The organism is Promicromonospora sp. MEB111 (assembly GCF_030209445.1).
GTDB lineage: Bacteria > Actinomycetota > Actinomycetes > Actinomycetales > Cellulomonadaceae > Promicromonospora.
On record NZ_JARVSD010000009.1, the window covers coordinates 18315 to 37418 of the forward strand.

At 73.6% G+C, this 19104-nt stretch carries 16 protein-coding genes; 5 read left to right on the forward strand and 11 right to left on the reverse strand.

Annotated elements, in window-relative coordinates; all coding sequences use genetic code 11:
- Positions 1-41: 41 nt before the first annotated feature.
- The 4 genes from QRN56_RS11185 to QRN56_RS11200 form a co-directional block, all read right to left on the reverse strand.
- Positions 42-2114 (reverse strand): beta-galactosidase, encoded by a 2073-nt coding sequence (locus QRN56_RS11185; protein ID WP_285103212.1) that lies wholly within the window; start codon positions 2112-2114, stop codon positions 42-44.
- A gap of 36 nt (positions 2115-2150) precedes the next feature.
- A complete protein-coding gene (locus QRN56_RS11190; protein ID WP_285103214.1) occupies positions 2151-4082 on the reverse strand; it encodes a glycosyl hydrolase 53 family protein in 1932 nt (643 codons plus the stop codon).
- A gap of 117 nt (positions 4083-4199) precedes the next feature.
- Positions 4200-5189 carry an NAD-dependent epimerase/dehydratase family protein gene (locus QRN56_RS11195; protein ID WP_285103216.1) on the reverse strand — a complete coding sequence of 330 codons (990 nt, stop codon included), beginning with the start codon at positions 5187-5189 and terminating at the stop codon, positions 4200-4202.
- 261 nt (positions 5190-5450) lie between these two features.
- Complete coding sequence (locus QRN56_RS11200; protein WP_285103218.1) at positions 5451-6590, reverse strand: Mrp/NBP35 family ATP-binding protein; 1140 nt, start codon at positions 6588-6590, stop codon at positions 5451-5453.
- Positions 6591-6707: 117 nt separating this feature from the next.
- On the opposite strand from QRN56_RS11200, the gene QRN56_RS11205 reads away from it, so the two are divergent.
- Positions 6708-8642, forward strand: a complete 1935-nt coding sequence (locus QRN56_RS11205; protein ID WP_285103220.1) for a hypothetical protein — start codon at positions 6708-6710, stop codon at positions 8640-8642.
- Here the strand turns inward: QRN56_RS11205 and QRN56_RS11210 are convergent.
- Positions 8597-9121 carry a DUF1003 domain-containing protein gene (locus QRN56_RS11210; protein ID WP_285103222.1) on the reverse strand — a complete coding sequence of 175 codons (525 nt, stop codon included), beginning with the start codon at positions 9119-9121 and terminating at the stop codon, positions 8597-8599. The two genes, QRN56_RS11205 and QRN56_RS11210, sit on opposite strands and share 46 nt — an antisense overlap.
- Complete coding sequence (locus QRN56_RS11215) at positions 9114-10427, reverse strand: magnesium transporter MgtE N-terminal domain-containing protein (RefSeq protein WP_285103224.1); 1314 nt, start codon at positions 10425-10427, stop codon at positions 9114-9116. Before QRN56_RS11215 ends, QRN56_RS11210 begins: the two co-directional genes overlap by 8 nt.
- A 73-nt stretch (positions 10428-10500) precedes the next feature.
- Between QRN56_RS11215 and QRN56_RS11220 the strand changes: the two genes are divergently transcribed.
- A complete protein-coding gene (locus tag QRN56_RS11220) occupies positions 10501-11319 on the forward strand; it encodes a YflT domain-containing protein (RefSeq protein WP_285103226.1) in 819 nt (272 codons plus the stop codon).
- Between the two features lies 1 nt (position 11320).
- On the opposite strand, the gene QRN56_RS11225 is transcribed toward QRN56_RS11220, so the two are convergent.
- Both QRN56_RS11225 and QRN56_RS11230 read right to left on the reverse strand, forming a co-directional pair.
- The gene (locus QRN56_RS11225) at positions 11321-12862 is read right to left on the reverse strand and encodes an aminopeptidase P family protein (protein WP_285103228.1); all 1542 of its coding nucleotides are present in this window, start codon (positions 12860-12862) and stop codon (positions 11321-11323) included.
- A gap of 12 nt (positions 12863-12874) precedes the next feature.
- A complete protein-coding gene (locus tag QRN56_RS11230) occupies positions 12875-13708 on the reverse strand; it encodes an alpha/beta fold hydrolase (protein WP_285103230.1) in 834 nt (277 codons plus the stop codon).
- A gap of 159 nt (positions 13709-13867) precedes the next feature.
- On the opposite strand from QRN56_RS11230, the gene QRN56_RS11235 reads away from it, so the two are divergent.
- Positions 13868-14716 (forward strand): PHP domain-containing protein, encoded by an 849-nt coding sequence (locus tag QRN56_RS11235; protein ID WP_285103232.1) that lies wholly within the window; start codon positions 13868-13870, stop codon positions 14714-14716.
- Positions 14713-15348, forward strand: coding sequence for a MarC family protein (locus tag QRN56_RS11240; protein ID WP_285103234.1), 636 nt, complete (start codon positions 14713-14715; stop codon positions 15346-15348). Before QRN56_RS11235 ends, QRN56_RS11240 begins: the two co-directional genes overlap by 4 nt.
- Before the next feature lie 22 nt (positions 15349-15370).
- Here QRN56_RS11240 and QRN56_RS11245 read toward each other — a convergent pair whose 3' ends face one another.
- The 3 genes from QRN56_RS11245 to QRN56_RS11255 form a co-directional block, all read right to left on the reverse strand.
- Entirely contained in the window at positions 15371-15667 is a 297-nt protein-coding gene (locus QRN56_RS11245) for a DUF1905 domain-containing protein (RefSeq protein ID WP_285103237.1), read from the reverse strand.
- Between the two features lie 89 nt (positions 15668-15756).
- A complete protein-coding gene (locus QRN56_RS11250) occupies positions 15757-17409 on the reverse strand; it encodes a DEAD/DEAH box helicase (RefSeq protein ID WP_502928788.1) in 1653 nt (550 codons plus the stop codon).
- A gap of 314 nt (positions 17410-17723) precedes the next feature.
- Positions 17724-17945 (reverse strand): DUF3107 domain-containing protein, encoded by a 222-nt coding sequence (locus QRN56_RS11255; RefSeq protein ID WP_285103239.1) that lies wholly within the window; start codon positions 17943-17945, stop codon positions 17724-17726.
- Between the two features lie 178 nt (positions 17946-18123).
- On the opposite strand from QRN56_RS11255, the gene QRN56_RS11260 reads away from it, so the two are divergent.
- Positions 18124-19092 carry a DUF3152 domain-containing protein gene (locus QRN56_RS11260; protein WP_285103241.1) on the forward strand — a complete coding sequence of 323 codons (969 nt, stop codon included), beginning with the start codon at positions 18124-18126 and terminating at the stop codon, positions 19090-19092.
- Positions 19093-19104 lie beyond the last annotated feature (12 nt).

The window sequence follows — 19104 nt, forward strand, 5'->3', positions numbered from 1 at the left end:
TCAGGCAGCGAGACCGGCGCGCTCGCCATCGGGACGCCGTGTCAGGCGCCCTGGCGCAGCACCCGGACCGCCCCGGCGGGCACGTCCGCGTCGCCCGCGACCTCCTGCCCGGTGAGCAGATCGGTGGCGGGCGCCTCCAGGGGCAGCTTCACGTCGCCGTCGGTGTGGTTGATCGCCACGGTGAAGGTGGCGGCGTCGCCGTGGCGGCGCACCACCTCCAGCCCGTCCACGGTGCCCGACTGCGCCAGGCCCGCGCCCGCGTAGACGTCGGTCATGACCGTGGCCAGCGTGTCGACGTCGAGGGCGGTGGACACGTACCAGCCCGTGCCCGCGCCGTGCCGGTGCCGGGTGATCGCCGCGCCGCCCGGCTTGGGGCCGTCGACGTAGGTGCCCACCGGCTCGGCGCCGTCGAGGACCAGGTCGTCGGCCCAGACCGTGCCGTTGAGGTCGGTGGTGCCGGTGCTCGCGGCCCCGGCTCCCGCCGCCCCCCGGTACGCGACCGTGAGCGAGTCGTCCGCGCGCAGCGGCAGGAACTCCTCCACCCACACGCCGAGCGCGTCGCGCAGCGGGGCCATGAAGCCGCCCGGGTGCACGGCGTCGTGCTCGTCGACGATGCCGCTGAAGTAGCTCACCAGCAGCGAGCCGCCACCCTCCACGTAGGCGGTGAGGTTCGCGGCGTCCTCTGCCCTGAGCAGGTACGACGCCGGGGCGACGACCAGCTTGTACCCCGACAGGTCCTGCCCCGGACGGACCAGGTCGACCGTGTGGCCGTCCCGCCAGAGCCGGTCGTAGTAGGCGTCCACGCGCTCGCGGTGACGCGCGCCCTCGCTGGGCCGGAACTCCAGGTCCTGCGCCCAGAACGACTCGTAGTCCCAGACCAGGGCCACGTCGGCCCGCACCGTCGAGCCGCGCAGCTCGGTCAGCCTGCCGAGGTTCGCCCCGAGCTCGGTCACCTCCCGCCACACCCGCGAGCCTGTGCCGGCGTGCGGCAGCATCGCGGAGTGGAACTTCTCCGCGCCGGATCGGGAGGCGCGCCACTGGAAGAACATGATCGCGTCCGCGCCGCGGCCCAGGTGCGCGAACGAGTTGCGGGCCAGCTCCCCGGGCCGCTTGGCGACGTTGCGCGGCTGCCAGTTCACGGCCGACGTCGAGTGCTCCAGCAGGAGCCACGGCTTGCCGCCCGCGACCGACCGCGTGAGGTCGGCCGCCAGCGAGAGCCCCACGTAGCCGCGCGGGTCGGCCGCCCGGAGGTAGTGGTCGTTGGAGACGAGGTCGACCTCCTTGCCCCACGCGAACAGGTCGGTGGCCGGGCAGCTCGCGGCCATGAAGTTGGTGGTCACCGGGGCGGAGGAGTGCTCGCGGACGGCGTCACGCTCCGCGATGAAGCAGGCGCGCAGGGCGGCGTCGGAGAACCGCGCGAAGTCGAGCTGCTGCGCGGGGTTCACCGCCTCGGGGGCGGCCGCCGGTACCTGGACGTGCTCCCAGTCGGCGTAGTGCTGGCCCCAGAAGGCGGTGCCCCAGGCGGCGTTGAGCGCGTCGAGCGAGCCGTACCGCTCGCGCAGCCACACGCGGAACGCGCGCTGGGCGTGGACCGAGTAGTCCAGGGCCACGGGCGCGCCGTACTCGTTGTGCACGTGCCAGCCGGCCAGGGCCGGGTGGGTGCCGTACCGCTCGGCCAGGGCCGTGGTGATGCGCAGCGCGGCCTCCCGGTAGGCAGGGGCGGTCGGCGCCATGAGCCCGCGGCCGCCCGGGCCCATCGGCGTGCCGTCCCGGTCGACCACCCGGGCGTCCGGGTGGGCCGCGTACAGCCAGGCGGGCGGGGCCGCCGTCGGCGTGGCGAGCAGGATCCGTACGCCGCCGTCGTGCAGCAGCCCGATGATGCGGTCCAGCCAGCCGAAGTCGAACTCGCCCGGGCGCGGCTCCAGCAGCGCCCAGCTGAAGATGCCGAGGCTGACCAGGTTCACCCCCGCCTCGTTCATGAGCCGCACGTCCTCGGCCCAGACCTCCTCGGGCCACTGCTCGGGGTTGTAGTCGCCGCCGTAGCCGATCCGCTCGACGTCGGTCAGCCAGCCGTCGAAGCGCGGTCCGGGGGCGAAGCTGGAGGTCTCAGGCATGAGGATCCTTTCAGGGGTGTATCTGGTGGAACTCGGTCAACGGCCGGGCAGCACGTGAACCGTCGCCGTGACCGGACCGTACTCCGTCGTCCCGGCGACGGTGAACGTGCCCGGGGCGGCGGTCGCGTCGCCGGGCACGGCCTGCCAGACGACGGCGGTGCGCGCCGCCCGGCGGTCGCCCGGCGACAGCACGTCCACGGTGCGGGGCAGCCGCACGTCGTCGTCCACCCGGGTGACCACGCGGACGTCGTCCTGCAGCACGTGCGTGACGTCGCTCTCGCGGAAGACGTCGAGCGACGCGTTGGCCTCGGGGAACCAGCCCGAGCCGGTCTCGACCCAGGTGAACATGGGCTGCCAGTTCGCGGGCTCCCACACCAGCACGCCCTGGACCCGGTTGCCGGGCACGTCGTTGGCGACCTGGAAGACGCGCTGGATCGCGTCGGCCTGGCCCTGGACGGTCACGGGGAACGGCGAGTTGGGCAGCGGCGTCGGGTCGCCGGGCGGCCAGCTCTCCGCCGGGTAGGCCGTCTCGGCGACGTCGAGCGCGTACCGCGGGAAAGCGTCGGCGATGGTGTGCAGGTTGTGCTCCAGCTCCTCGGGGCTGCCGTGCCACTCCGGGTAGTAGGACAGGGCCAGCACGTCCGGGGCGGCGTCGGTGGCCTCGAGCCGGGTCAGGAGCTGGGTCCAGAACTCCATGGTCTTGTCGAGCCGGCCGGTGTCGACGATCGCGTGGATCTCGACCTCGGACTCCGGGGACGACTCACGCACCGCCTCGATGCCGGACGCCATCAGCGTGGCGAACCGGTCCCACTGCTCGGTGTAGAGCCGCTGCTCGGCGGGGTCGTCGCTGCGCCAGTAGTCCCACAGCAGGCCGCCGCCGGGCTGGGACTGGTAGACGTCGGCCTCGTCGGTGAAGTACTGCGGGGCGGTGGTGCCGATGATCCGCGCCTCGCTGCCGTACAGGAACCCGTTGATCACCTCGTTGCCCACCGCGACCTTGGCCGGGGTGGTGCCCTGCTCCTTGAGGCGGGTCAGGTAGTCCGCGGTGAAGTCGTGGACCTGAGCGGTCAGCTCGTCGAACGGCAGCTCGGCCCAGGCCCGCGGCTTGGGCTGCTTGCTCGGGTCGGCCCAGCTGTCGGCGTAGTGGAAGTCGATGCCGAGGCTCATGTCGCGGTCGACGATCTCGCGGGCGACCGTGAGCGACCGCTCCGGCCCCTGGTAGGCCGGGTCCGTCTCGACGCCGGTGGTCTCGTCGCGCGGGTCGTTCCAGATGCGCAGGCGCAGGTGCTCCATGCCACGGTCCTGGACGACGTCGAGCAGGTGCGGGCCGGGGTCCGGCTCGCCCGCCAGGGCCGCCTCCGCGTCGAGGTAGTACGGCTGGTCGCGTTCCTGGTCGGCGTAGGACAGGTCGGCGCCGAGCCTCAGGTCGTCGCGCAGATAGTTGTAGGCGTGGATCTCGGCGACGCCGGGTGCTCGGCCGGCGTCCGTGAACCGGACGCGCACGTAGCGGGTGCCGTCGCGGTCGACCAGGGCGGTGGCCCCGGCCGCTCCGCTGCGGCCGTCGCGGTGGTCGGCGACGGTGGTCCATCGCCTGTGGTCGGCCGAGGTCTCGACGACGTAGCGGGCGGGTGTCGCCTCCGCGAGCACGACCTCGATCTTGTGCAGACCGTCGTAGGCGCCGCCCAGGTCGAGGGTGAGGGCCTGGTCCTTCTTGCCCTTCCGGGTGCTGGCCGACGGCGTCCACGCGGTGCTCTCGTCCCCGTCGACCGCGCGGCCTGCCGCCGCATCGTTGCTGGTGGCGTGGGTCGTGACCCAGTCCTTGCCGGCCAGGTCGGTCTCGACGGGCTCGATCACGGCCTCGCCGTAGCCCGCCGCCGACGGTCCGACGGCGAGGCCCGCCGTCGTCAGCGCGACGGCGAGGGCGGCGCTGCCCGCGAGGGCGCGCCGCCGGTGTGTGCTCTGCGTCATGAGGACTTCCTTGTCCAGGTCGGGAACGGTCCCGGTCGGATCGTTCGTCCGGAGTACCCGGAGACAACGGTAGGTCCTCGGCGCGCGGGTGGGAATACGCTTGCCTGGGCGATCCGCTCAGGGCCGGACGGCGGCCAGCACCTCCTGCTCCTCGGCACGGGTCAGACCCGTGACCTTGGCGTCCGGCGTGGCCTGGAGCCAGACGAGGGTGTCCCGCGCGGTCTGGTCGATCGGCCGGATCGTCAGGCCTGCAGCCAGCGAGGACGTGACGTCGTGCGTCATGAACCCGCCGTCGACCAGGTCGCCCGCCCAGAACGGGATGGACCGCGGCCCCGACCACTGCGCCACCTCGTGCTCGGCGAGGACCTCCGGGGCGACGGCGACCAGCTCCGGGTCAGCCCCCGTGCCCTCGGCCACCTGCGCGAGCAGCTCGGCGCGGGGCAGCGGCGGGCAGACGGCGTCGAAGTCGCCGGTGGTGCCCTGTTCCGCGGCCGTGACGATCCACTCGGCGAGGTCGCGGACGTCGACGAGCTGGACCGGGTCGTCCACGGGCTCGGGGACCAGTACCGGCAGGCCGTCCTGGGCGGCCTGGGCGAACCGGGCCGGCCAGTAGGTGAACCGGCCGCTCGGGTCGCCCGGCCCGACGATCAGGCCTGGCCGGATCACGAGGGCCGCCGCCGTGCCCGTGCGGACGATGTTCTCGCAGGCCACCTTCATGGCGCCGTACAGCTCGGGGCCGGCGCTCGGGTCCTCGTCGGTCTCGACCGGGTCGAGCAGGGGCAGCGTGGCCGGCGTGCCGCCGACCGTGGCGGTGTCGGCGTAGACGTTGACGGTCGAGACGAAGGTCCAGTGGGCGTCCGGGAAGGCCGCCACGGCGCCGCGCACGTGCGACGGGATCCGGGAGACGTCGACGACGGCGTCGAACTCCGTGTCCGTCAGCTCGGCGGGTACCGCCTCGGCGCGGTCCCAGCGCACCAGCGTGGCGCCTTCCGGCACCGTGCCGCTCACGCCGCGGGCCGCGCACACGACGTCGTGGCCGTGGGCCAGGGCGGCCTCCGCCACCGCACGGGACAGGAAGACAGTTCCGCCGAGCACCAGGATTCGCATGGTGCCCACCGAACCGCATCGGGGGCGGCGGGGCACGCGGATCTGCTGCTGGCGAATCTTCGACGGGTGTACGACCGACCGCGCTCCCTGGCGCATCCCCTTCGAAGCCTAAGTTTCTTCGCTTTGAGCCGCCCCAAAGCGAAGAAAACTTGGGCCTCGAAGGAGGAGCCGGCCGAGGCGAGCGGCCCGCCCGGTGTTCACCCGGGGGCGGGCCCGCCGAGGTGTTCGTGCGGAGGCTCACCTACCGGAGCCGGCCCCGCGTCACGCCGGGTTGATCCCCAGCTGCATCCCCGCGAGCCCCCGCTTGCGGGTGGCCAGCGCGGAGGCGACCTCGCGGAGCACCTTCGCCCCGGGCGAGTCCGGCGCCGTCAGGACCACGGGGGTGCCGCTGTCCCCGCCCTCGCGGACGGCGACGTCGAGCGGCACCTGCCCGAGCAGCGGCACCTCCTTGCCGATCACCTGGGTGAGCCGCGCCGAGACCTGCTCGCCGCCGCCCTCGCCGAAGATCGGCAGGCGGGTGCCGTCGGGCTGCTCCAGCCACGACATGTTCTCGACCACGCCCACCACGCCCTGCGACGTCTGGGTCGCCACCGACCCGGCGCGCTCGGCCACCTCCGCGGCCGCGGCCTGCGGCGTGGTGACCACGAGGATCTCGGACGACGGCAGCAGCTGCGCCACGGAGATGGCGATGTCGCCCGTGCCGGGGGGCAGGTCGAGCAGCAGCACGTCGAGGTCGCCCCAGAACACGTCCGCGAGGAACTGTTCCAGCGCGCGGTGCAGCATCGGTCCGCGCCAGACCACCGGCTGGCCCTGCGGCACGAACATGCCGATCGAGACCACCTTGACCCCGTGGGCGATGGGCGGCAGCAGCATGTTGTCCACCCGGGTCGGCTGCCGGTCCACGCCGAGCATCCGGGGGATCGAGAAGCCGTAGATGTCGGCGTCGATCACGCCGACCGACAGGCCGTCGGCGGCCAGGGCCACCGCGAGGTTCGCCGTGACGGACGACTTGCCGACGCCGCCCTTGCCCGACGCCACCGCGAACACCTTGGTCATCGAGCCCGGCTGCGAGAACGGGATGACGGGGTCGCCCACACCGCCGCGCAGCATCGAGCGCAGCGAGGACCGCTGCTCGGGCGTCATCACGCCCAGCTCGACGTCGACACCGGACACGCCCTCGACCGCCGTCGCGGCCGCCGTCACGTCCTTGACCAGCGTCGACTTCATCGGACAGCCCGCGACGGTGAGGTCCACGCCGACGGCGACGTGCCCGCCCGCGGAGACGTCGACCGACCGGACCATGCCCAGGTCGGTGATGGGGCGCCGGATCTCGGGGTCGAGCACGCCGGTCAGTGCGTCGCGGACACGAGCCTCGAGCGCGGGGGAGTCGACTGCGGTCATGAATCGATCTTAGGCGGGGCCCGGACGCTCCCGTATCGGCGGATGTCGGCGGGGTCCTTGCACTGCCCGTCAGTTGGTGGCGGTACGCTGCCTCACCACCAGGGGTGAGGAGGCCCGATGACTGAGCCACGCGTGCCGGCGCGAGTTCGGCGTGTCGCCTCCGAGGACCAGGCACGCGAGCTCGCCGCCGAGCTTCAGCGCCAGGGTCGCCGCTGGCCCGTGGTGGTCATCTCGACCCCGGCCGGGCACTCCGTGCCCTTCGTGGACCCGCAGCGGGTGCTCGACGACGTCGCCGGGCTCGCCGAGGTCGTCGTCATCCCCACGGGCGACGTGTCGTGGGAGTTCTCGTCGGGCATGCCGCCCGACACGCAGGTCTACGGCGGTGCGTCCCGCGTCTACGGCACCGAGCTGGAGTGGGTGCACCAGCCCCGCCGCTCGCCGCTGCACTTCGCGTACTCGCCGGACGAGGACGCCCACGTGCGCGAACGCCTGGTCGGCGACGTCATGCGGTTCGCGGTGCGTGCCGGGATCGTCGGCGCGGCGCGGTCCGCCCCGGACGCGACGACGATCGAGGGCCGGGTGCTGGGCGTGCTCGGTACGCGAGCCCTGGTCAGCACGGACGACGGCGGCCAGGTCACCGTCGCGGAGGAGCTCGTCCTGGCCGACGTGCCGCTCGCCCGCGTCCTCGCGCCCGGCATGCGTGTCACCGGTGTGCTCGACCCGGTCCGCCGGCTCCTCGACGTGCGCGGCATGCTGCCCGACGGCGACGCGTTGCGCCGGGCGGTGCACCTCGCCTACCGCGTGGGCCAGGTGGTGCTGGGCCGGGTGGAGAGCGTCGAGGACGAGGCGGTGCGCATCGCGCTGGCGCCCGGCGTCCACGTGCGCGTGCGCCGCGCCGACATCACGGGCAACGACCTGGACCTCCTGAGCGACCTCTTCACGGTGGGCGAGGTGATCCTGGCCCGCCGGGTGCCGGCGCCCCTGGACGGCCTGGCGCTGCGGCTGGACGACGTCGACGAGTCCGAGGACCGGCCCGTCCCCGCCATCGCGCTGCTCGACGGCGGGCCGCCGTGGCTCGAACCCCCGGAGCCGGAGCCCGAGCTGCCCCGGCTCGACGGCCCGCTGGTGGTGGGTTCGCTGGCCGAGCCCCACGAGCCCGTCGACCTCGGCGGGACCAGACCGGCCAGGTCCACCGGCCCGCCCACCCCTGCCGACCTGTTCGGCCTGCGCCCCGCCGACGTCGGACCGGTGCCGACGCCGGCCGGCGGCCAGCGCAAGCCGACCCCGGGCGACGTGGCCGCCTGGCACGCCGGCGGGCACGACGCCCTGCCCTCGCCCACGGCGGCCGAGGCGTCGCCGGAGCCGGCCGGCAAGGCCGCCCGTGACCTCAGCCTGTCCCTCGACGCGGCGCGATCCCGGGTGGGCGCGCTGGAGAAGGAGCTGCTGGACGACAAGGTCCGGCGGCGCCAGGTCGAGCTGGAGGTCGACCGCCTGCTGGGGCGTGTCGGCGAGCTCACCGAACGGCTCGACCGCAGCGAACGCCGGGCGGAGCAGCAGGCCACGGCCCTGCGCAAGGCCCGGCAGGAGGCCGCGCGCCTCCGCCGCCGGCTCGGCGACGCCGGCGTGGAGGTACCCGAGGAGCGGTACTTCGCCGACGACGAGGAGCAGCTCCGGTTCGAGGTGCTCACCGAGTGGGCCCGCGCGATCCCCGCGGCGGAGAAGGCCGGGCGCCCCCTGGCCGACTACACGCTCGGCCCGCGGTTCCTCGCCTCCCTGACCGAGGTCGAGGGCGTGAGCCGCGACCGCGTGGTCTGGACGCTCGTCATGGTGCTGACCGGGCTCGCGCTCGACATGAACGGCCTGCAGGTGCACCGCCTCCGCACGGGCGCCGGTGGCGACGACCCGTTCCGGCACCGGGACGACGGCGCCGTGTGTTGGCGGGTGTCGCTGCAGGTCAACACGCCGTCGGCCCGCAGGCTGCACTACTGGAAGCTGCCGGGCGGCGCCTACGAGCTGTCGCGCGTGGTGCTCCACGACGACGTGGAGCCCTGACCGCGGTCCTTCTCGTCCAGCTCCTCAAGCAGGTTGCGGATCTCCGACCGCACGAAGTCGCGCGTCGCGACCTCCGAGAGGGCGAGACGCAGCGCCGCCATCTCGCGGGCCAGGTACTCCGTGTCGGCGAGGTTGCGCTCGCCGCGCTGCCGGTCCTGCTCCGCCGTGACGCGGTCGCGGTCGTCCTGCCGGTTCTGCGCGAGCAGGATCAAGGGCGCGGCGTAGCTGGCCTGCAGCGACAGCATCAGGGTCAGCGCCGTGAACCCGTTGGCCGCGCTGTCGAAGCGCAGGTGCTCCGGGGCCCAGATGTTCCACGCGAGCCAGAGCAGGCAGAACACCGTGAGGTAGATGAGGAACCGCGGCGTGCCCAGGAACCGGGCGATGGCCTCCGTGGCCTTGCCGACGGCGTCGTCGTCCAGCCGGAAGCGGGGGACCAGGCTGCGCCGCTGCGCGAGGGGGGTGTCGAGACGGTCAGGCACGGTCGCCCCTCCGTCGTGCGGGGCGTGCCGCCGGGGCCGACTGCGCGGCGATCGCCTCCATGCGCTCGTCGTCGCTGCCGCGCCAGTTGTCCGGGAGGATGTGGTCCAGCACGTCGTCGACCGTGACCACGCCCAGCAGCCGCCGCTGGGCGTCGAGCACCGGGAGCGCGAGCAGGTCGTACGCCGCGAGCAGGCGCGTCACCTGGCCCACCGACGCGTCGTGGGTCAGCCACTCCGTCTCCGTGTCCAGCACCGAGGCGACCGCCGCGTGCGGAGGCTCCCGCAGCAGCCGCTGGAAGTGCGCGACGCCGAGGAACCGCCCCGTCGGCGTCTCCAGCGGCGGCCGCACCACGAACACCAGGGAGGCGAGCGCGGGCGGCAGCTCGGAGCGCCGGATCTGGGCCAGGGCGGTGGCGATGGTGTCGTCCGCGCCCAGGATCACGGGCTCCGTGGTCATCAGACCGCCCGCCGTGTCCTCGGCGTACTCCAGCAGGCGGCGGACGTCGGCCGCCTCGTCCGGCTCCATCAGGTTCAGGAGCTGGGCGGCCTGCTCGCCGGGCAGCTCGTTCAGCAGGTCGGCGGCGTCGTCCGGCTCCATGACCTCCAGCACGTCGGCCGCGCGGTCGCGGTCCAGGCCCGACAGGATCGACACCTGCGCGTCCTCCGGGAGCTCCTCCAGCACGTCGGCGAGGCGCTCGTCGTCCAGCGCGACGGCGATCTCCAGCCGGCGCGCCGCCCCCAGGTCGCGGATCACGTCCGCGAGGTCGGCCGCACGCATGTCCTCGTACGCCTCCAGCAGCCGGGCGGCACCCTGCTCGGCCGACCGGCTGGTGAGGTCCTGCACGGCGTCCACCGGCACGGTCAGGGTCGAGCCCCGCCGGAACGGGGCCGCCCCGCGCGTCGACCGCCGCCGGACGAAGAGCTGGTCCACCAGCCAGTCACCGGTGCGCTGCTGCGCGATCGAGACGTCCTCGATCGTCACCTCGCCCGAACCGTCCTTGAGCTGGACCCGGCGGTCCAGCAGCTCGCCCAGCACCACCGACTCCATGGCCCGCTGCTCGAACCGCCGCATGTTCACCAGGCCCGTGCTGATCACCTGGCCCGCGTCGATGCTCGTCACCCGCGTCAGCGGGAGGAAGACCCGCCGCCGGCCCGGGACCTCGACCACCAGACCCACCGCCCGCGGCGCGCCCTTCGCCCGGACCAGCACGACGACATCACGGACCCGGCCCACCTGGTCGCCGATGGGATCGAAGACGGCGGTGCCTGCCAGACGTGCGACGAAAACCCTGGTGCTGGCGCTCACGCTGGTCAGCCTACGACCCGTGTCGGGGCGTCGCTCCTCGCCACTATCGTCCGGGTAGGGGAGACTATGGGGTATGAGCATGTCTCGCCCGGGTGCCGTCCCGAAGGTCCCGACCCTGCCGGCCGGTGACGAGGTTGCCGCGTACTCCACCTACCTGGAGGCGCAGAAAGCGGTCGACTACCTCTCCGACAACAAGTTCCCCGTCGAGAACGTCACCATCGTGGGCACCGACCTGCGCATGGTCGAGCGTGTCACGGGGCGGCTCACCTACGGCCGGGTGGCGCTCGCGGGCGCCCTCTCCGGCGCGTGGTTCGGTTTCTTCGTGGGCCTGCTGCTCACGCTCTTCGCGGGATCCTCAGGGTTCCAGGTGATGTTCGCCGGTATCGCGCTCGGTGCGGGCTTCGGCCTGCTGTTCTCGATCCTGTCGTACTCGTTCACGGGCGGACGGCGCGACTTCACGTCGTCGTCGCAGATCGTGGCCGCCGCCTACGCGATCCTCTGCGGCCACGAGCACGCGAGCGACGCGCGGGCGCTGCTCGTGCAGTCGCCGGGCGGCCTGGGCAAGGCCCGCGGTGCCGCCTCGGTCGGGGTCCCGGCCCCGGCGGCGCCCGCGCCCGCGGCTCCGGCCCCCGGTGTCGCGCCGACGGCGCCCACCGCGCCGGCGACGCCCCGGACCCCGGACCCGCGCTGGGTCACGCCCTCGGGCGAGCCCCGGTACGGCGCGATGCGGCCTGGTGCCGCCGGTGCCGCGCCGGCCGACGCGCCGGTCCCGCCTTCGGACGACCCCTCCGACCCGCCGGCCGAGGCCGGCGAGCCGGACGACGCCCCGACGTCGCGCACGACGCCCCAGCAGGGCAACCCGTACGCGCCGCCGACCGACGACCAGAAGTAGGTCAGCGCAGCGAGGCCATCCAGGCCTCGACGTCCTCCGGCCGGCGGGGCAGCGCCGCCGAGAGGTTCTCGTTGCCGTCCTCGGTGACCAGCACGTCGTCCTCGATGCGCACGCCGATGCCGCGGAACTCCTCGGGGACGGCGAGGTCGTCGGCCTTGAAGTAGAGGCCCGGCTCGATGGTGAACACCATGCCCGGCTCCAGGGTGCCGTCGAGGTAGAGCTCGCGGCGCGCCTGCGCGCAGTCGTGCACGTCGAGGCCGAGGTGGTGCGACGTGCCGTGCACCATCCAGCGGCGGTGCTGCTGGCCGTCCTCGTCCAGCGCCTCGGCGGCGGTCACGCCGTCGGGCAGGAAGCCCCACTCCTCGAGGCGGGCCGCGATGACCTCCATCGCCGCCGCGTGGATGTCGCGGAACTTGGTGCCCGGCGTGGCGACGGCGAACGCGGCGTCGGCCGCGTCCAGCACCGCCTGGTAGATCTTGCGCTGCACGTCGGTGTACTCGCCGTCCACGGGCAGGGAGCGCGTGACGTCGGCGGTGTAGAGGGAGTCGACCTCGACGCCGCCGTCGAGCAGCAGCACGTCGCCCGACCGGACCTCGCCGTCGTTCCGGATCCAGTGCAGGGTCGTGGCGTGCTCGCCCGAGGCCGCGATGGTCTCGTAGCCCACGGCGTTGCCCTCGAGGCGCGCGTGCCCGTCGAAGGTGGTCTCGACGACGCGCTCGCCGCGGCGGTGCTCCTTGGCGGCGGGCAGCGCGCGGACGACGGCCTCGAAGCCCTCGATGGTGCGGGCCACGGCCTCGCGCATCTGCTGGATCTCGTACTCGTCCTTGATCAGCCGGAGCTCGGACGTGGCCTCGACGAGCACGTCGTCGGACAGGAGCTGCTCGTCCTCGGTCTCGCCGGCCTCCAGCCGGAGCTCCTCGACGAGCGCCTCGATCGCGTCGTCCGCGCCGGTCACCACGAGCAGGCGGACGCCGCCGTCGCCCACGTCCTTGGCCAGGGCGTCGCCCAGCTCGTCGATGTGGCGGGCCTCGATGCCGGTCAGGGTCTCGATGTCGGCCAGCGACGGGCGGGCGCCCACCCAGAACTCGCCGTACCGCGCGTCGGCGTAGAACTCCTCGTTGTCGCGCGGGGCGAGGGGGCGCACGTAGAGCACGGCGTGGTGGTTGGAACCGGCGTCGCCGGCGCCGTCCTCCACGGGGTGCAGCACCAGCACGGCGTCGGGCTCGCGGTCGGTGCCCAGGCCCGTGAGGTGCGCGAACGCCGAGTGCGGCCGGAACCGGTAGTCGGTGTCGTTCGACCGGGGCTTGAGCGAGCCCGCCGGGATCACGAGACGCGCGCCGGGCAGACGCTCGGAGAGCGCGGAGCGGCGGGCGACGGTGAACGGCGCGGCGTCCGACGGCGTCAGGCCGAGCTCGGCGCGCGGGGCCCACTGCGACATCACGAAGTTCTTGAACGCGGTCGAGGCAGGGCGGTGCGAGCGGTTGGAGCCGCGGTCCGCGGTCCCCTGCTCGTCAGGCTGAGAAGTGGTCGTGGGCTCGCTCATGCGCCCAGTGTTTCACGCACGCCGACCGAAGTCGGCAAGCGCCCGGGTGAGCACCCGGTTGAACGCGGAGGGGGCCTCCGTGTTCACGTCGTGCCCCGCGCCGGGGACGACGACGAGCGCACCGTCGCGGGCGGCGGCGAGGTGTCGCTGCTCCCCGATGCGCATCGCGTCGCGCGCACCGTTGACGAACCAGACCGGCACCTGCGCGGCGCGCACGTTCGCGATCGAGGAGCGTCCGGCGAGGTGCGTCAGCGCGTCCGTGACGACATCCCAGGTGGGCCGGTACATCTCGGCGGTCTGCAGCGGCGCGATCTCGATCTGCGCCAGGTCTGCGCCACCCGGGGCGCTCCGCAGCGGGCGGAACGGCAGCGTGGGCACCGAGAGACGTGCGCGGTGCACGGTCGGGTGCACGACACGGCCGGTCAGGCGGCGGGAGAGGTAGGCGGCGTTCGCCACGGTCCTCGCGACGTCCCGGTAGAGCCGCACGGGCTTGCCCTTCGGGTCGGACGTGCAGCCCGCGGCCAGCACGCCCACCAGGCGGTCGGTGGCCTCCGGCCGGGCGGCCCAGGCGAGCGACGTGTAGCCGCCCAGCGACAGGCCGACCAGGGCCACGGGCCCGGACGGTAGGGAGGCGACGGCGTCGTCCACGGCCTCGAAGGCGCCGTCCATGGTGAACCGGTCGTGGCGGCGCGACCCGTGCGCCGGCAGGTCGACCGCGACGGCCTCGTGGCCGGCCGCGCGCAGGTGCTCGACCTGGTTCTCCCAGATCGCACCGGAGCTGCGCATGCCGTGCACGAAGACCACGCTCGTAGGGGTGGTGTGCTCAGGCTCGTGGTTGCTGCTCATCGCCTTCGATGATGCGGGATCGGCTTGGGCGCGCGGCGTACGACGGCGGAACACGGCGTGAACGTGCTGTGTGGGCTTGCTGTCGCGCCGCCCGCGGCGTGCTGCACCTCACCACGTCCCGGTGCGTCCCCGGGGCCCAAGGATCTCTACCCTTGTGGGGTGATCGACCTCCACACGCACTCCACCGCGTCCGACGGCACCGACTCGCCAGCGCGCCTGGTGGAGGTCGCCGCCCGCGCGGGCATCGGCACGCTGGCCATCACGGACCACGACACGACGTCGGGCTGGGCCGAGGCGGCCGAGGCTGCCGGCCGGTTCCAGGTGAGCCTGGTCCGCGGCGCCGAGATCTCCGCGATCGCCCGGACACCGGGCTGGGGCACCGGCGTCCACCTGCTGGCCTACCTGCACGACCCGACGCACCCCGACCTGCTGGGCGAGACCGAGCGCACCCGCGCGGACCGCGAGTCGCGGGCCCGGCGCATGGTGGACCTGCTGGCCGAGGACTTCCCGATCACCTGGGACGACCTGCTCGCCCAGACGAAGCCCGGCACCACGCTGGGCCGCCCGCACCTCGCGGACGCGCTGGTGGCGGCGGGCGTCGTCCGCGACCGGGACGAGGCGTTCGCCACCATCCTGCGCCCTGGCACCCGCTACTACGTGGGCCACTACGCGCCCGACGCCGTCGCCGCAGTCCGGGCCGTCCGCGCGGCGGGCGGCGTGCCGGTGCTCGCGCACCCCGGGGCGGACGCCCGCGGCCGGATCGTGCCGGACTCGACGATCGAGGAGCTCGCCGCGGCGGGGCTGGCGGGGCTCGAGGTGGACCACCGCGACCACACGCCCGACACGCGCCGGCGCCTGCGCGACCTCGCCGAGTCGCTGGGCCTGCTGGTCACGGGGTCGAGCGACTTCCACGGGGCGGGCAAGCAGAACCGGATCGGCGAGAACACCACGGCGCCCGCCGTGCTCGAGGCCATCGCGGACCAGGGGGCGCTGGAGGTGCTCGGGTGAGCTGGTTCGACGTCGCGCTGTTCACCGAGGTGTTCGTGACGCTGTTCGTGATCATGGACCCGCCCGGGACGGTGCCGGTGTTCCTCGCGCTCACCTCGCGGATGACGGCGCAGGACCGCAAGCGGGCGGCGCGTACCGCGATCTTCGTGGCGTTCGGCGTGATCGTGGTGTTCGCGCTGTTCGGCCAGCTCCTGCTGGAGCACATGGGCATCTCGCTCGCGGCGCTGCAGGCGTCGGGCGGCCTGCTCCTGCTGCTCGTGGCGCTGGAGCTGCTCATGGGCAAGATGGACGCGGGCGAGACCGACTCCGGCGGGTCCACCAAGAACGTGGCCCTGGTGCCGCTGGCGACGCCGCTGCTGGCCGGGCCGGGCACGATCGTCGCCACCATGGTGTTCGTGCAGCAGGGCGTGAGCGCCGGCGAGTCACCGGTGGGGCACTACGCCTCGATCGGGGTCGGCATCGTCGCGGTGTGCATCTGCACCTGGGCCGCGATGCGGTTCGCCGGGCTGGTGCACCGCGTGCTCAAGGACTCCGGCGTCACCCTGGTCACCCGGATCGCGGGCGTGCTGCTCGCGGCGATCGCCACGCAGATGATCGCGAACGGCGTGATCGAGTTCGTGCGCACGGTCTGACCTCGTCCGGCCGGGGTGCGGCTCAGACGTCGATCGTCTCCAGGGTGACCCGCACCGGCTTCTCCGGGACGAGCTTCTCGGCCTGCCGCACCTTCTTCTTCATCGGCAGCACGTAGCCGCCGTTGCTGTCGCTCGGGAAGACCGACGTGGTCCAGGTGGTCGCCCCGACGGTGACCCGTACCCGGATCGAGCCGAACCCGCGCGGCGGCAGCGGGAGGTCGGCCAGCTCGTCGGAGTGCTCCGGGGGCACGGTCACGAACCACCAGGAGTCGGTACGCACCTGCCACTGCCACAAGGGGGCGGCGAACTCGATCTGCACGTTGCTGAGCCTGTCAGAAACCCGGGAAACTGTCAGACCCACAGGTCACCGGGGTGCCCTGTGGGTCTGACACGTTCAACGGCTCCAGATCAGGAGTCGGCCTGGGTTCCTTCGGCCGGGCGTCCGCCGCGCGTGCGGCGACGGCTGCGGCTCCGGCGACGGCGCTGACCGTCGTCCTCGCCGCCCGACGCCGGGCGGTCGGCGGGGGCGCCCTCGGAGCCGGCTGCCGGGCCGGCGTCGGTGCGGGAGGCCGAGCGGGAACCGCCGTGCGAGCCGCCGCCCTGACGGCCGCCCGAACGGCTGCCGCCGGGGCGACCGCCGCCCGAGCGCGAGCCGCTGTTGCGCTTGCCCGTCTCGCCCAGGTCCTCGAGCTCCTCGGCGTCCAGGCCGGCGAGGTGCTGCGCGGACCGCGGCAGGCGGCCCTTGGTGCCCTCGGGGATGTTCAGGTCCGCGTACAGGTGCGGCGACGTCGAGTAGGTCTCGACCGGCTCCGGGAAGCCGACCTCGAGTGCCTTGTCGATGAGCGACCAGCGCGGCACGTCGTCCCAGTCGACGAACGTGACGGCGGTACCCGTGTTGCCGGCGCGGCCGGTGCGGCCCACGCGGTGCAGGTAGGTGCGCTCGTCCTCGGGGCACTGGTAGTTGACCACGTGGGTCACGTCCTCGACGTCGATGCCGCGGGCGGCGACGTCGGTCGCGACGAGCACGTCGATCTTGCCGTTGCGGAACGCGCGCAGCGCCTGCTCGCGGGCGCCCTGGCCCAGGTCGCCGTGGATCGCGCCGGCGGCGAAGCCACGGGACTGCAGCTCCTCCGCGACCTTGGCGGCAGTGCGCTTGGTGCGCGCGAACACGATGCTGCGGCCGCGGCCCTCGGACTGGAGCAGACGCGCCAGCACCTCGACCTTGTCCAGGGCGTGGGCCCGGTACACGACCTGCTTGATGTTCTTGACGGTCGCGCCCTCGTCGTCCGGCTCGGCGGCGCGGATGTGCGTGGGCTGCTTCATGTAGCGGCGGGCCATCGAGACGACGGCGCCCGGCATGGTCGCGCTGAACAGCATGGTGTGCCGCTGCGCGGGGGTGCGGGCGAGGATCTTCTCGACGTCGGGCAGGAACCCGAGGTCGAGCATCTCGTCGGCCTCGTCGAGGACCACGGTCGCGGCGCGCAGCAGCGTGAGGTGCCCCTGGTTGAGGAGGTCGATCATGCGACCGGGGGTGCCCACCACGACGTCGACGCCGGACTTCAGCGCGTCGATCTGCGGCTCGTACGCGCGGCCGCCGTAGACCTGCACGATGCGGACGCTGCGCTTGGCGGACGCGGTGGCCAGGTCGTTCGCGACCTGGACCGCGAGCTCGCGGGTCGGGACCACGACGACGGCCTGCGGCTTGCCGGGGGCGACGAGCTCGTCGTAGCCGGGCTCGCCCGGGGCCACCACGCGGTGCAGCAGCGGGACGCCGAAACCGAGCGTCTTGCCGGTACCGGTCTTGGCCTGGCCGATGATGTCGTGCCCGCTCATCGCGACGGGCAGCGTCATGGCCTGGATGGGGAACGGGTGGGTGATGCCCGAGTCCAGCAGCGCGGCGACGATCTCGGGGCGGACGCCGAAGTCCGCGAACGTCACGTTCTGCGCCTGGATGGCGGACGGGGAGGAGTAGTCGGGCCCCGAGGCCACGGTGGGCTCGGGGTCGGTCACGGTGGCCGCGCTCGCGGCCGGGGTGTCGGTGGTAGTCACTGGCGCCTTCATCTTCTCGCGGCGCGGTGGGCCCTCATGGCCCGGCGATCGCGCCTTCGTGCGGCAGCCGATCGTGAAAATCATCGCGCGCCGGGCGGGGAGGCCCAGGCTGCGCGTCCTGTCGGCGGCCTCGCGGAGGAGGTCGGAGCACAGGCTCGGGGGTCGGAACGTGACGACCGGGCAACCGATGTACGTCGTTCATGGTACGCGCAGGATGTTTCCGTGTGGTTAGCGAAACGCCTCCCGCACCCCGTTAGTAACGAACGCCACGTGGCGGAGAGCCCTCGCGGGCCCCGTCCGCCACGTGGCGTCGGATACCGCAGGGATCAGACGGCGCCGAAGCCGACCTTGCGCTGCTCCTCGGAGCCGATCTCGACGTAGCCGATGGCGCTGCCAGGGATGATCACCTGGCGGCCGCGGGAGTCGGTGAGCTCGAGGGGGCCGCCGGCCAGGGCCTTCTTGACGGCCGTCGCGACGGCGTCCGCGCTCTCGTCGGTCTCGACCACGACCTCGCGCGGCAGGTGCTGCACACCGATGGTGACGTCCACGTTTACTCCAGTTCGGTCGGGGATTGCGCCGTGTGCCCGGTGGTCCGGGGACCCGGCCTGACGATCCTAGTCACGCACCGGGGCGGTCGGCCCGCGGTTTCGCCGTGAGCCGATACGTGTCCACATCCTGTGGACGACATCGTGGGCCCGCGGGCCGGTGCGTGGCACCATGGTCGGCGTGAAGAGCCCGCGGCCTGACCCTCGGCGCGCCATGCTCGCGCTCGGTCTCTGCCTGGCGCTCGGCCTCGGCGCGGGCGTCGCCGTGACGATGAGCACCGAGCCCGAGGCCTCCGCGGCCGCCGTGGCCGGAGTGGTCGAGGACAACCTCGGCGTCGAGGCGGGCGACGCGATCCGGGACGCGTACGAGGCGGCCAGGTCGGGCGACCGCACGGCGCCGCCGGTCCCGGCCGTCCCCCTGGACGCCGGCGCGGCCGTCGAGGCCGAGGGCGCGCCGGAGCTGGATGCCGCCGACGCGACCGGCCTTCCGTCACCCGCGGCGTCCGGCCTGCCCTCGGCGGACGCGCCGTCCGCCGGCAAGTCGGCCCCGCCGGCGCCCGCCACCGTCCCCGAGCCGACGCCGGAGCCCGGTTCCGGTCTGCTCGGTACGCGGGTGAGCGTGAAGCCGGAGCTGTCCGGCAAGCTCGTGGTGGCGAGCGGGTCGCGCGCGGCGCCGGCGGAGGGCAAGGTCTGGCGGGTCCAGATCGCGGTCGAGAAGGGCCTGCCGGTGGATCCGGAGGCGTTCGCCGAGGCCGTGCTGGCGACGCTGAACGACCCGCGCGGCTGGAACGGCGCGGACGGGTCGACCTTCGCCTGGACCGACTCGGACCGCTACGACGTGCGCGTCGTGCTCGCGAGCCCCGGCACGACCGACCGGCTCTGCCTCCCGCTGGACACGATCGGCGAGCTCTCGTGCGGCATCGAGGAGACCGCCGTGCTCAACTTCAAGCGCTGGGCCACGGGGTCCGAGGCGTGGAAGAACGTCGGGAACTACCGGCACTACCTGGTGAACCACGAGGTGGGGCACGTGATCGGGTACCACCACGACCTGTGCCGGGGCAAGGGCGAGCACGCCACCGTGATGGTGCAGCAGACCAGAACGACGAGCGGCTGCATCCCGCAGCCGTGGCCCGCCCCGGACGCGGGCTGAGACCGGGATCAC